Origin of the sequence: Enterobacter sp. PI-10, from assembly GCF_027947695.1 — a bacterium.
In the GTDB taxonomy this organism is placed as follows: domain Bacteria; phylum Pseudomonadota; class Gammaproteobacteria; order Enterobacterales; family Enterobacteriaceae; genus Enterobacter; species Enterobacter vonholyi.
This window is the reverse complement of the sequence record NZ_JAJNOG010000008.1, coordinates 72,195-85,243: the sequence shown is the minus strand read 5'-3', so window position 1 is coordinate 85,243 and position 13,049 is coordinate 72,195. Positions and strand designations below refer to the sequence as shown.

General features: G+C 54.1%; 15 protein-coding genes. 11 read left to right on the top strand and 4 right to left on the bottom strand.

Features of this window, described 5'->3' with window-relative positions; translation table 11 throughout:
* Positions 1-5: 5 nt before the first annotated feature.
* Positions 6-818 (bottom strand): phospholipid ABC transporter ATP-binding protein MlaF, encoded by an 813-nt coding sequence (mlaF, locus tag LRM19_RS16715; protein ID WP_024906354.1) that lies wholly within the window; start codon positions 816-818, stop codon positions 6-8.
* 227 nt (positions 819-1,045) lie between these two features.
* On the opposite strand from mlaF, the gene LRM19_RS16710 reads away from it, so the two are divergent.
* The 11 genes from LRM19_RS16710 to npr all read left to right on the top strand — a co-directional run bounded on the left by LRM19_RS16710 (position 1,046) and on the right by npr (position 8,965).
* Positions 1,046-2,023, top strand: coding sequence for a calcium/sodium antiporter (locus tag LRM19_RS16710; RefSeq protein ID WP_271369477.1), 978 nt, complete (start codon positions 1,046-1,048; stop codon positions 2,021-2,023).
* 13 nt (positions 2,024-2,036) lie between these two features.
* On the top strand, positions 2,037-3,023 hold the full coding sequence (kdsD, locus tag LRM19_RS16705; RefSeq protein ID WP_032659705.1) for an arabinose-5-phosphate isomerase KdsD: 987 nt from the start codon (positions 2,037-2,039) through the stop codon (positions 3,021-3,023).
* Between the two features lie 14 nt (positions 3,024-3,037).
* Positions 3,038-3,604: a 3-deoxy-manno-octulosonate-8-phosphatase KdsC gene (gene kdsC, locus LRM19_RS16700; protein ID WP_271369518.1), complete on the top strand. Its 567-nt coding sequence runs from the start codon at positions 3,038-3,040 to the stop codon at positions 3,602-3,604.
* Entirely contained in the window at positions 3,601-4,176 is a 576-nt protein-coding gene (lptC, locus tag LRM19_RS16695) for an LPS export ABC transporter periplasmic protein LptC (protein WP_115876356.1), read from the top strand. Before kdsC ends, lptC begins: the two co-directional genes overlap by 4 nt.
* Entirely contained in the window at positions 4,145-4,699 is a 555-nt protein-coding gene (gene lptA, locus LRM19_RS16690; RefSeq protein WP_271369476.1) for a lipopolysaccharide ABC transporter substrate-binding protein LptA, read from the top strand. Before lptC ends, lptA begins: the two co-directional genes overlap by 32 nt.
* A gap of 6 nt (positions 4,700-4,705) precedes the next feature.
* Positions 4,706-5,431, top strand: a complete 726-nt coding sequence (gene lptB, locus LRM19_RS16685; protein WP_023309359.1) for an LPS export ABC transporter ATP-binding protein — start codon at positions 4,706-4,708, stop codon at positions 5,429-5,431.
* Positions 5,432-5,478: 47 nt separating this feature from the next.
* On the top strand, positions 5,479-6,912 hold the full coding sequence (gene rpoN, locus LRM19_RS16680; protein WP_111964974.1) for an RNA polymerase factor sigma-54: 1,434 nt from the start codon (positions 5,479-5,481) through the stop codon (positions 6,910-6,912).
* A gap of 22 nt (positions 6,913-6,934) precedes the next feature.
* Positions 6,935-7,222, top strand: a complete 288-nt coding sequence (hpf, locus tag LRM19_RS16675) for a ribosome hibernation promoting factor (protein ID WP_111964975.1) — start codon at positions 6,935-6,937, stop codon at positions 7,220-7,222.
* A gap of 82 nt (positions 7,223-7,304) precedes the next feature.
* Complete coding sequence (ptsN, locus tag LRM19_RS16670; protein ID WP_008501443.1) at positions 7,305-7,796, top strand: PTS IIA-like nitrogen regulatory protein PtsN; 492 nt, start codon at positions 7,305-7,307, stop codon at positions 7,794-7,796.
* A gap of 45 nt (positions 7,797-7,841) precedes the next feature.
* Positions 7,842-8,696 (top strand): RNase adapter RapZ, encoded by an 855-nt coding sequence (gene rapZ / locus LRM19_RS16665; protein ID WP_008501442.1) that lies wholly within the window; start codon positions 7,842-7,844, stop codon positions 8,694-8,696.
* Positions 8,693-8,965, top strand: coding sequence for a PTS phosphocarrier protein NPr (npr, locus tag LRM19_RS16660; RefSeq protein ID WP_003861872.1), 273 nt, complete (start codon positions 8,693-8,695; stop codon positions 8,963-8,965). Before rapZ ends, npr begins: the two co-directional genes overlap by 4 nt.
* A 39-nt stretch (positions 8,966-9,004) precedes the next feature.
* On the opposite strand, the gene mtgA is transcribed toward npr, so the two are convergent.
* The 3 genes from mtgA to arcB all read right to left on the bottom strand — a co-directional run bounded on the left by mtgA (position 9,005) and on the right by arcB (position 12,947).
* Positions 9,005-9,730, bottom strand: coding sequence for a monofunctional biosynthetic peptidoglycan transglycosylase (gene mtgA, locus LRM19_RS16655; protein ID WP_271369475.1), 726 nt, complete (start codon positions 9,728-9,730; stop codon positions 9,005-9,007).
* Positions 9,727-10,380 (bottom strand): isoprenoid biosynthesis glyoxalase ElbB, encoded by a 654-nt coding sequence (gene elbB, locus LRM19_RS16650; RefSeq protein ID WP_136195211.1) that lies wholly within the window; start codon positions 10,378-10,380, stop codon positions 9,727-9,729. The genes mtgA and elbB overlap by 4 nt, the downstream gene beginning before the upstream one ends.
* Before the next feature lie 233 nt (positions 10,381-10,613).
* The gene (arcB, locus tag LRM19_RS16645; RefSeq protein WP_252093502.1) at positions 10,614-12,947 is read right to left on the bottom strand and encodes an aerobic respiration two-component sensor histidine kinase ArcB; all 2,334 of its coding nucleotides are present in this window, start codon (positions 12,945-12,947) and stop codon (positions 10,614-10,616) included.
* Positions 12,948-13,049 lie beyond the last annotated feature (102 nt).

Genomic DNA, 13,049 nt, shown 5'->3' with positions numbered 1-13,049 from the left:
GTGGCTTAACTCCCTATTCCCAGTAAATCGTCACGATAGTCGCCCGCCGGGTAGCGGAACGGCACAGGGCCATCGGCAATACCGTCAAGGAACTGCCGCACGCGTGGATCGCAATTTTCCTGCAGCGCCTGGGCGCTACCGTGTGCGACGATCTTTTTGTCCGCTACGATGTAGGCGTAATCGGCAATGCTCAGCACTTCAGGTACATCGTGAGACACCACAATGCAGGTGACGCCAAGCGCGCTATTCAGTTCAGAGATGAGCTTCACCAGCACGCCCATCGTGATGGGATCCTGCCCGACAAACGGTTCGTCGAACATGATTAAATCAGGTTCTAGTGCGATGGCGCGCGCCAGCGCGGCGCGGCGCGCCATGCCGCCGGACAGCTCCGAAGGCATCAGCTTCGCAGCACCCCGCAAGCCAACGGCTTCGAGCTTCATCATCACCGTGCTTTTCAGCAGTTCAGGTGGCAGACTGGTATGCTCGCGCAGCGGATAAGCCACGTTATCAAAGACGTTCATGTCGGTGAACAAGGCGCCCGACTGAAAGAGCATGCTCATGCGTTTGCGGACAGTATACAGGCGCGAGCGCGACATCTCCGGGATGTTTTCGCCATCAAAGAGGATTTCACCGCTATCCGGTGGGATCTGCCCACCAATAAGGCGAAGCAGGGTCGTTTTACCGATCCCGGACGGCCCCATAATGGCAGTGATCTTGCCACGCGGAACGGTCAACGAAATATCATCAAATATCAATCTGTTGGCGCGAGAAAAACTCACCCCGCGGACATCGACTAAATTCGCCATGGTTTGGCTCATTTATAGTTCCTTTCTTATCCTGCTCACGTTAAGGCATGTAGCCTGAATCAGCCCTAAACTCAGCATTTTTACAGAATAATAACCGTAGAGGTTAGCGAAAGCTGGCATTTGTTTTACTTTTCCGGCGCATAAAGTCAAAATTAGGAATTCGTTACGCCTCAGACTGTATGCAGTCCAGCCGTTCACGCGCGATGGACCGACGAGTATACCTGAAGAAAGGACTTTTGATGCTTTTAGCAACAGCACTGTTAATAATTGGTTTACTTTTGGTCGTCTACAGTGCTGACCGTTTAGTATTTGCTGCATCTATCCTGTGTCGCCTGACGGGCGTACCGCCTGTCGTCATCGGGATGACCGTGGTCAGTGTCGGAACGTCACTTCCTGAAATCATCGTCTCTGTCTCGGCATCGCTGCATGGTCAGTTAGACCTTGCAGTAGGCACCGCGATTGGCTCTAACATCGTCAATATACTCTTGATTTTAGGCCTGGCCGCACTGCTCCATCCATTTCGCGTGCATTCTGATGTTCTGCGCCGTGAATTGCCGCTAATGTTAATCGTAAGCCTGTTGGCAGGCTGCGTATTTTACGATGGCGTACTGAGCTACAGCGACGGTATTTTCCTGCTGGCGCTGGCCGTCATTTGGTTGCTGTATAGTGTTAAAATCGCCCGTCAGGCGGAAAAACAGGGTCAGGATAGCCTCACGCGTGAGCAGGTCGCCGAACTTCCGCGAGAAGGCACGCTGCCTGTTGCCCTGCTCTGGCTTGGCGTTGCGCTGCTCATCATGCCGATGGCAACGCGTATGGTCGTGGATAACGCGACGGTGCTGGCGAACTATTTCGCCATCAGTGAACTTACCATTGGTCTGACGGTGATTGCCATCGGTACCAGCCTGCCGGAGCTGGCCACGGCCATTGCGGGGGCACGTAAAGGCGAAGATGACATTGCCATTGGTAATATCATCGGTTCCAACATATTTAATATCGCCATTGTGATGGGCCTTCCGGCCCTCATTACGCCAGGGCCCTTTAATCCCCTGGCATTCTCGCGTGACTACGGCGTGATGTTATTGGTCAGCGTGATATTTGCCCTGCTCTGCTGGCGGCGGCAACGACAGATCGGCAAAGGCGCAGGCGCGCTGCTGACGGGTGGATTTATCGTATGGATGGCGATGCTGTACTGGCTCTCGCCTCTTCTCTCTGGGTAAACGGAAACGCATTATGTCGCAAATAGAATTGCAGCCGGGTTTTGACTTTCAGAAAGCAGGCAAAGAGGTTCTGGAGATTGAACGTGAAGGTCTGGCGCAGTTAGATCGGTACATTAATCAGGATTTTAGTCTGGCATGTGAGAAGATGTTCTACTGTGCCGGCAAAGTCGTGGTGATGGGGATGGGTAAGTCCGGCCACATTGGCCGTAAAATGGCGGCAACATTTGCCAGCACCGGAACCTCTTCCTTCTTTGTACACCCGGGGGAAGCCGCGCACGGCGACCTGGGTATGGTCACGCCGCAGGATATCGTCATCGCACTATCTAACTCCGGTGAGTCCAATGAAATTCTGGCGCTGATCCCGGTACTGAAACGACTGCAGGTGCCGCTTATTTGCATGACCAGCCGTCCGGAAAGTAGCATGGCGCGTGCGGCGGATATTCACCTGTGCGTGAAAGTGCCTAAGGAGGCCTGTCCGCTCGGCCTGGCGCCAACGTCCAGCACCACCGCAGCGCTGGTCATGGGTGATGCGCTTGCCGTCGCACTGCTTGAAGCCCGCGGTTTTACGCCGGAAGATTTCGCGCTTTCCCATCCGGGCGGCGCGCTGGGGCGCAAGCTACTGCTTCGGGTAAACGATATTATGCACACCGGGGATGAGATCCCTCACGTCAGCAAAGAAGCCTCCCTACGTGATGCGCTGCTGGAAATCACCCGTAAGAATCTGGGTATGACGGTCGTGTGCGACGATCTGATGAAAATTCAGGGTATCTTCACCGATGGCGACCTGCGCCGCGTGTTCGACATGGGTGTTGATGTCCGAACCCTGGGCATTGCCGACGTGATGACGCCGGGCGGTATCCGCGTGCGTCCGGGTACGCTGGCCGTGGATGTGCTGAACCTGATGCAGTCCCGCCATATCACCTCCGTTATGGTTGCCGATGGCGACCAGTTGCTGGGTGTGGTACATATGCATGATCTGCTGCGCGCAGGCGTAGTGTAATGAAGGATAAGACAATGAGTAATGCGGGTGCATCCCTTGCAACCTGTTATGGCCCGGTCAGTACCCAGATGATGACAAAGGCGAAAAACATTCGTCTGCTCATCCTGGATGTGGATGGCGTACTCTCCGATGGCCTGATTTACATGGGCAATAATGGTGAAGAGCTGAAAGCATTTAACGTCCGCGACGGCTATGGTATCCGCTGTGCGCTGACCTCGGGTATGGAGGTGGCTATCATCACCGGGCGAAAAGCTAAACTGGTAGAAGACCGCTGTGAAACCTTAGGCATTACCCATCTGTATCAGGGGCAGTCCGATAAGATGGCGGCGTTTAAGGATTTACTGGGTAAACTGGCTATCGCACCGGAAAACGTGGCCTACGTCGGGGACGATCTGATTGACTGGCCCGTGATGGCTGAGGTCGGGCTGAGCATCGCCGTTGCCGATGCGCATCCGCTGCTGATCCCGCGCGCTGACTACGTTACCCACATCAACGGGGGCCGTGGTGCCGTACGTGAAGTCTGCGATCTGCTCCTGCTGGCGCAGGGCAAGCTTGATGAGGCCAAAGGGCAATCAATATGAGTAAAACCAGACGCTGGATTATCATTTTGCTTTCGCTAGTCGCACTGGTATTGATTGGCGTGAACCTTGCCGATCGCGACGATACGCAAACGGAAGTGGTTAACAATAGCGATCCAACCTATAAAAGCGATCACAGCGAAACCGTGGTCTACAGCCCGGAAGGCGCGCTGAACTATCGCCTGATTGCCCAGCATGTTGAATATTTTTCAGATGACGGTATTTCGTGGTTTACCCAACCGGTGATGACCACATTCGATAAAGACAAAGTGCCGACGTGGTCAATTAAGTCAGATCGGGCCAAACTGACAAATGACCGTATGCTTTATCTGTACGGCCACGTTGAAGTCAACGCCCTGACCGCTGACTCGCAACTGCGAAAAATTACGACGGATAATGCCCAGATCAACCTGGTAACCCAGGACGTGACGTCGCAGGATCTGGTCACACTGTATGGCACAACATTTAATTCCAGCGGTTTGAGAATGCGCGGGAACTTACGCAGCAAGAACGCCGAGCTGATTGAAAAGGTTAGAACCTCCTATGAAATTCAAAACAAACAAACTCAGCCTTAAAGTAATTATCGCCAGCGCGATGCTGGCGACCAGTCTCCCCGCGCTTGCTTTAACGGGCGATACCGACCAGCCGATTCATATCGAGTCCGACACCCAGTCTCTCGATATGCAGGGTAACGTCGTCACCTTCACGGGTAACGTCGTCATGACCCAGGGCACCATCAAAATTAACGCTGACAAAGTGGTCGTTACCCGTCCGGGTGGCGAGCAGGGCAAAGAGATCATTGATGGTTATGGCAACCCGGCAACCTTCTACCAGATGCAGGACAACGGCAAGCCGGTGAAAGGCCGCGCCTCACATATGCACTACGAGCTGGCGAAGGACCTGGTAATCCTGACCGGAAACGCGTATCTGGAACAGCTGGACAGCAACATTACCGGCGACCAAATCACCTATCTGGTGAAAGAGCAAAAAATGCAGGCCTCCAGCGAGAAAGGTAAACGCGTCACGACCGTACTGGTTCCGTCGCAGCTGCAGGACAAAGGCAAGGGCCAGGCCCCGGCACAGAAGAAGAGTAACTAATCCGTTATGGCAACATTAACTGCAAAAAACCTCGCGAAGGCCTATAAGGGCCGCCGTGTCGTAGAAGATGTCAGTTTGACCGTCAACTCTGGCGAAATCGTGGGGCTGCTTGGCCCTAACGGTGCGGGTAAAACGACAACCTTCTACATGGTCGTTGGCATTGTGCCGCGCGATGCCGGCAACATAATCATTGACGATGAAGACATCAGTCTTCTGCCGCTTCACGCGCGCGCGCGTCGCGGGATCGGCTATCTGCCGCAGGAAGCCTCCATTTTCCGTCGACTTAGCGTTTACGACAACCTGATGGCGGTCCTGCAAATTCGTAACGATCTGACCAGCGAACAGCGTCAGGATCGTGCCAACGAGCTGATGGAAGAGTTCCACATTGAGCATCTGCGCGACAGCCTCGGTCAGGCACTCTCCGGGGGCGAACGCCGTCGCGTTGAGATCGCGCGTGCGCTGGCCGCAAACCCTAAATTTATCCTTCTGGATGAACCGTTTGCGGGTGTTGACCCGATCTCGGTTATCGACATTAAACGTATCATTGAACACCTGCGCGACAGCGGGCTTGGCGTACTGATCACCGACCACAACGTCCGTGAAACGCTGGCCGTGTGTGAACGCGCCTATATTGTGAGCCAGGGCAATCTGATCGCCCACGGTACGCCACAGCAGATCCTCGAAGACGATCATGTTAAGCGCGTCTATCTTGGGGAAGACTTCAGACTCTGATAGGGTAGAGGTAACGTAACGCCGAACCGGAGAAAAATGCTCTGAACATGAAGCAAGGTTTGCAATTAAGGCTCAGCCAACAACTGGCGATGACGCCGCAGCTACAGCAGGCAATTCGCCTGTTGCAACTGTCCACGTTAGAACTTCAGCAGGAGCTCCAGCAGGCGCTGGACAGCAACCCCCTGCTGGAACAAACCGATCTTCATGACGAGGTAGATACTCAGCAGTCACAGGACACTGAAGCGCTTGATACCGCCGACGCACTCGAACAAAAAGAGATGCCCGACGAGCTTCCGCTGGATGCCAGCTGGGATGAAATCTACACTGCCGGAACGCCTTCCGGTACGCGTGCGGACTACCAGGATGATGAGCTACCGGTCTATCAGGGAGAAACCACCCAGTCGCTGCAGGATTACCTGATGTGGCAGGTGGAACTCACTCCCTTCTCCGATACCGACCGCGCGATTGCCACCTCAATTGTCGATGCCGTTGACGACACCGGCTATTTGACCGTCACGCTTGACGATATTCTGGAAAGCATGGGCGACGAAGAGATAGAGCTTGAGGAAGTTGAAGCCGTTCTGAAGCGCATCCAGCGTTTCGATCCGGTAGGCGTAGCCGCAAAAGATCTGCGCGACTGCCTGCTGATCCAGCTTTCTCAGTTCAGCAAAGAGACGCCATGGCTCGACGAGGCGCGCGTGATCATTAGCGATCATCTGGATCTGCTGGCGAACCACGATTTCCGCACCCTGATGCGCGTCACGCGCCTGAAAGAAGATGTGCTGAAAGAAGCGGTGAATCTGATCCAGTCACTCGATCCACGCCCGGGACAGTCTATCCAGACCAGCGAGCCTGAGTACGTTATTCCGGACGTGCTGGTCAGAAAACACAATGGCCGCTGGGTCGTTGAACTGAATTCAGACAGCATCCCTCGCCTGCAAATCAACCAGCAGTATGCCTCCATGTGCACCAGCGTGCGTAACGACTCCGACAATCAATATATTCGTAGCAATCTTCAGGAAGCGCGATGGCTGATCAAAAGTCTTGAGAGCCGAAATGATACGCTGCTACGCGTCAGCCGCTGTATTGTCGAACAGCAGCAGGCTTTCTTTGAGCAGGGCGAAGAGTATATGAAACCGATGGTGCTGGCGGATATCGCCCAGGCCGTCGAGATGCATGAATCAACCATTTCCCGTGTCACCACGCAGAAGTATCTGCACAGTCCACGCGGTATTTTTGAGCTTAAGTATTTCTTCTCCAGCCATGTGAATACCGAGGGCGGCGGCGAAGCGTCGTCAACGGCCATTCGTGCCCTGGTGAAGAAGTTGATCGCCGCGGAGAACCCCGCGAAGCCGCTAAGCGACAGTAAGTTAACCACCATGCTGTCCGATCAGGGTATTATGGTGGCACGTCGTACTGTTGCGAAGTATCGAGAGTCTTTATCCATTCCGCCGTCCAACCAGCGTAAACAGCTGGTCTGACACAACCGATAAGGAAGACACTATGCAGCTCAACATCACTGGACAAAACGTCGAAATTACTGAGGCTTTACGCGAATTCGTGAACGCGAAGTTTGCAAAACTCGAGCAGTATTTCGAAAGGATCAATCAGGTCTATATTGTGTTGAAAGTGGAGAAAGTGACTCATATCTCGGATGCCACCCTGCATGTTAACGGGGGTGAACTGCATGCCAGTGCGGAAGGGCAAGACATGTACGCTGCTATCGACGGCTTGATTGATAAGCTTGCGCGACAGCTCAATAAACATAAAGATAAACTGAAACAACACTAATTGTCCGGGCAGTTAACGGGTGCAGGACGGCCTGTTGTGAAACACAACAGGCCATTTGTACAGTTAGCGCTTAGGTGAAATTATGATGAACAACGATTCCGCTCTTCAACTGAGCAATGTCCTTAACCAGGAATGTACCCGCAGTGCGGTTCACTGCCAGAGCAAAAAACGTGCGCTGGAGATCATCAGTGAACTGGCTGCTAAACAGCTGGGCCTGCCGCCGCAGGTGGTGTTCGAAGCGATTCTGACCCGTGAAAAAATGGGCAGTACCGGTATCGGCAACGGCATCGCGATCCCACACGGCAAACTGGAAGAGGATACCCTGCGTGCCGTTGGTGTGTTTGTGCAGCTTGAAACACCCATCGCCTTCGATGCCATTGATAACCAGCCCGTCGATCTCCTTTTCGCGCTGCTGGTGCCTGCCGATCAGACGAAAACCCACCTGCATACGCTGTCGCTGGTCGCAAAACGTCTGGCCGATAAAACTATTTGCCGTCGACTGCGCTCGGCCCAAAGTGATGAAGAGCTCTACCAAATTATCACTGAAGCAGAAGGCAATCAGGATGATGCATAACCAGGAGATGGCCTTCACATCTGTTGTCCTGAGGAGAAACGGAACATGGTGCTGATGATTGTCAGTGGCCGTTCAGGGTCGGGGAAATCCGTTGCTCTGCGCGCGCTGGAAGACATGGGTTTTTACTGCGTTGATAACCTGCCGGTCGTGTTGTTGCCCGATCTGGCCCGTACGCTTGCGGAGAGACAAACCTCTGCAGCCGTCAGTATCGACGTCCGTAACATGCCTGAATCGCCAGAGATCTTCGAACAGGCAATGAGCAACCTGCCTGACACGTTCTCGCCTCAGCTGCTGTTCCTTGATGCAGACCGCAATACGCTAATCCGTCGCTACAGCGATACCCGTCGCTTGCACCCGCTTTCCAGTAAGAACCTCTCTCTGGAGAGTGCTATCGATGAAGAGAGCGACCTGCTGGAGCCACTGCGTTCTCGTGCCGACCTGATTGTCGACACCTCTGAGATGTCCGTTCACGAGCTGGCAGAAATGCTGCGTACCCGGTTATTGGGTAAACGCGAGCGTGAACTGACGATGGTGTTCGAATCCTTTGGCTTCAAGCACGGTATCCCGATTGATGCGGATTATGTTTTCGACGTGCGCTTCCTGCCGAACCCGCACTGGGATCCGAAGCTGCGTCCCATGACCGGCCTGGACAAACCCGTCGCGGCCTTCCTCGACCGGCACACAGAAGTACACAATTTTATCTACCAGACGCGAAGCTACCTTGAGCTATGGTTACCTATGCTGGAGACAAACAATCGTAGCTACCTGACGGTAGCGATTGGCTGTACCGGTGGTAAACATCGTTCGGTTTATATCGCCGAACAGCTGGCCGACTATTTCCGCTCGCGCGGTAAGAACGTTCAGTCCCGTCATCGCACGCTGGAAAAACGTAAAACATGACCGTAAAACAGACCGTTGAGATCACCAATAAGCTGGGCATGCACGCCCGCCCGGCGATGAAGCTGTTTGAGCTGATGCAGGGTTTCGATGCAGAGGTTCTGCTGCGAAATGACGAAGGCACCGAAGCGGAAGCGAACAGCGTGATCGCGCTGCTGATGCTGGATTCCGCCAAAGGGCGCCAGATTGAAGTCGAAGCCACCGGACCTCAGGAAGAGGAAGCGTTGGCAGCGGTGATTGCGCTGTTTAATGCAGGGTTTGACGAAGATTAAGGTCAGCTATTAAGGCGGGTAGCGCTGCGCTTACCCGCCCTACATTAATTTATTGCTCTCCATAAACCCTTCCCCTCCCAACTGACGCATCTGGCGCATGATCCACGCCTGACGGCTACGCACGTACCCTGACGGGGCATTGGCTTTAAAACGGATGGGATTAGGCAGAACAGCCGCGAGCAGCGCCGCCTCCGACATGCTCAGCTTGCTGGCGGGTTTATTAAAATAGCGTTGAGATGCAGCTTCAACACCAAATACCCCGTCACCAAACTCGGCAACGTTGAGATACACGGTCAGAATGCGTTTTTTGCTCCAGACCGTTTCCATCCCCAGGGTCAACCCCGCTTCCAGCCCCTTTCGCACCCAGCTGCGGCCGTCCCACAGAAACAGATTTTTGGCCGTCTGCTGCGACAAGGTTGACGCACCGCGCACGCGGTTTTCATGACGTTCATTATGGGCTAGCGCCTTCTCAATGGCCGCAACGTCGAATCCCCAGTGCTCCGGGAATTTTTGATCCTCCGCCGCGATGACCGCGAGCCCCATGAGCGGTGAGATCTCGTCCATGCTCACCCAGTCAGAATGGGCAACATAGCCGAAATCACCGCTGAGCCACGCGCCGAGCTGACGCTCAACCATCACGGCAGAGAACGGGACCGGCATAATGCTGAACAGGGCGAGTCCACCGCCCCAAAACACCGCCAGCACCAGAACGATGCGCAACAGGATACGTTTTACCCACGCGCCAGCACCGGATTGACGACTCATTCAGCCAGCACCAGCACTCGGGCGACCAGCTTTTCGATCCCCATAGCCGCTTCTGCAATATTCTGCGCCAGCATATACGCAGGCGTGGTGACTATTTTGTTATCTTCATCAACCACAATGTCATCCACCGGGCACGGAACGTGTTCGCCCCCCATTTCCTCGACGATTTCCGCGGTATCAATATCCGTCCCGATGGTCAGGCGCAGCGGGAAATCAAAAATCCTGGGCAACATCGCCGGTGCGATACAGATAAAGCCCAGCGGTTTCCCTGCCGCATGCATGGCCTGCGACAGCGCTTTGAGATGAGGATCGATCTGACACTCCGCGCCCTGCTCGGCAAAGGTACTGAGATTTTTGGCCGCGCCAAATCCTCCCGGCACAATGAGCGCATCAAGCTCTGCGGCGTCTGCCTGAATAAGAGGATGGATATCACCTCGCGCAATACGCGCGGCTTCAATCAGCACGTTACGGGTTTCCGCCATTGGTTCACCGGTCAGATGGTTAATCACATCCGACTGATTTTTGTCTGGCGCAAAACAAATAACCTCCGCTCCCTGCTTAGCCAGGGCCAGCAGCGTGATTACGGCTTCATGTATCTCAGAACCATCGTAAACACCGCATCCGCTCAGCACGACACCAATCTTTTTCATCATGACAATCCTTTTCTGCAACTTGCTGAAGCACATTAATAATTTTGATTAAAACGCTATGCTTCACACATTTCACTGATTCATGTAACAAATCATTTAAGATTTGCTATCTTATCTGCGTGCGGCCTAAATTTTTCAGGCAGCGCCCTTTCGAAAATAACTTTAAAAAAACAGGCGCAGCCACGATTTCCCTGGTGTTGGCGCAGTATTCGCGCACCCCGGTTAAGCCGGGGTCATTTTTTTCTGGCGTCGACCCAGGCTTTAAGCACCGCAACATCGTTTTGCCACTCTTGTTTCATCTCTTCAACCCAATCACCCACGTTATCTTCCCATGCAGGTAAATCAGGCGACTGAATCTGTTGACCCAGTTGCTGAAGATGGCGCAAACCGACCGAGCCGGCGGCACCTTTGATTTTATGTCCTTCTTCGACGATGCCTTTCTGGTCCCGGGCCGTCAGGTTTGATTCCAGAACGCTCAGATAGCCCGGCATCATTTTTTCGAAGACCGCCAGACCATCGGTAATAAGTTTCGGGCCTACCAGATCGATATACTGCTCCAGCATCGCGGTATCGAGTATCGTTTGGGCTTTTGCGCTATCAACAGACGTCATGGTGCTCTCCTCTTCATCACGGGTATCCCAGAACTTCTTAATCATGGCGGTCAGAGCAGGCACCGCCAGCGGCTTGCTGAGTACATCGTCCATACCGGCATCGAGATACTCTTTTTTATCTTTTAGCACGTTCGCCGTCAGCGCCACCAGCGGCGGCAGTTCGTCGGCCGCGTACTGACGCGTCAGCTCACGCGAGATATCCAGCCCGGTCATATCCGGCAGCTGGATATCAAGCAGCACAAGGTCGTATTCGCCCGGTTCAAACATCTCCAGTGCGGCCTTACCGGTCATCGCGACATCCACGCTGTTGCCCAGTTTTTCCAGCACCGAGCGAGCCACAATCACGTTCAGCTCAATATCCTCCACCAGCAGAACGTGCAGGGCAGGCAGCGGCATATCGTCATTTTCGAAGGTATCTTCTACCTCTTCCGCCACCGCCGGCGCATGGACCGTCAGCGTGAAGGTTGACCCTTTGCCCGGCTGGCTGGCAACGGTGATATCGCCGCCCATGCTCTTCGCCAGACGTTTAGAGACCGCCAGGCCAATGCCTGTTCCGGTCGCCGGTTTTCCGCCGTTGCTGTCCTTCACCTGGTAGTACATGGCAAAGATTTTGTCCTGCTCCTCCTGCGGAATACCAATCCCGGAATCCTCCACCTCGAAGTGCAGCATATCTCCTTCGTCATAGCGTATGCGCACCGCCACCTGCCCCTTCTGGGTAAATTTCACCGCGTTGCTGATAAGGTTCCACAGGATCTGGCGCAGACGCGTGCCGTCAGTCACCACTTTATGCGGCAGCGGCAGGGTTGGCTCCATGACAAAACTCAGTCCTTTCTGCTGCGCCTGCAGGCCAGACAGGTTTTCGAGATCGGCAAGGAAGCTGGTGAAATCAACAGGCTGATTATCAAGCTGAACTTTACGGCGCTCCATCTTATCCATATCAATAATATCGTTGAAGATATTACCCAGCGTGACCGCTGAGACATGAATAGTCTTGAGGTATTTTTCCTGCTCTGCGGTCAGGTCGGTATCCAGCAGAATACGGCTCAGCCCGACAATGCCGTTAAGCGGCGTGCGCAGCTCGTGGCTGATGGTCGAGATAAAGGTGGTCTTGTCGCGACTGGCGCGCTCCAGGGCATCCTGATAGCGCTTACGCTCGGTGATATCGCGGCCAAAGCCCATCAGGCCGTGGCGTTTCCCCACGCGGTCATAGTACGGCACCTTACGGATCTCAAAACAGGCTTTGCGTCCGTCCGGGTAATCCAGCCACTGTTCATAGGTCAGCGAGACGTTATGACGGAAGACTTTTTCGTCGGTCTCCATGACCTTGGCCGCCGCCTCTTCAGAGTAAACGTCCTGCGGCTTCAGGTGAATCAGCTGCTTCTCGCTTTTCCCGGTGAGTAACTCCATCGCCCGGTTACAGCCGGAAAACTCTTTATCTTCATTGCGGTAAAACACCAGGTCCGGCGACGCATCGAGGAACGACCGCAGGAAAGAGGATTGCTGCTCAAGCTGGATCTGCGTGACCTCGCGCTCTTTCATTTCGATTTTCAGCTGCTCCAGCGTGGCCTGACGTTCGGCTTCCGCCTTCTCACGATCGGAGATCTCCTGATTCAGCTGCGCAATGTTGTCTTTGAGCTGGACGTTGAGCTTCAGGTCGCGCTCGCGCATCTCTTCCAGTTTATCGACCAGCTTAGACAAACGCTGACGGGACTCTTCCAGCTGTTCAACCACCACGGAAAGGAAATAGACCGCCCAGGGGGTAATGAGCAAGCCAAAGAAGATGGAGCGGATGACGTCGATACTCTCGACCTGACCATGCAGAACCATAGTAACGGCCATTTGCACGACAATGGCCAGAACGACCAGCGCCAGCGCAAGCAGCATGGAGAAACGCACCAGCCCAAGCTTCATCATCAGGTCGACGTAATACTGGGCAAGCATTCGAATTTGCTTCATAGAGGATCCCTTCACGACGTTATCGCTCAATAATACTCAAATTCAGGGCGAGGCGTTGAAGGTTGTGAGAAAAAGTGCGGGATGAAACAGGAGATTAGCCTC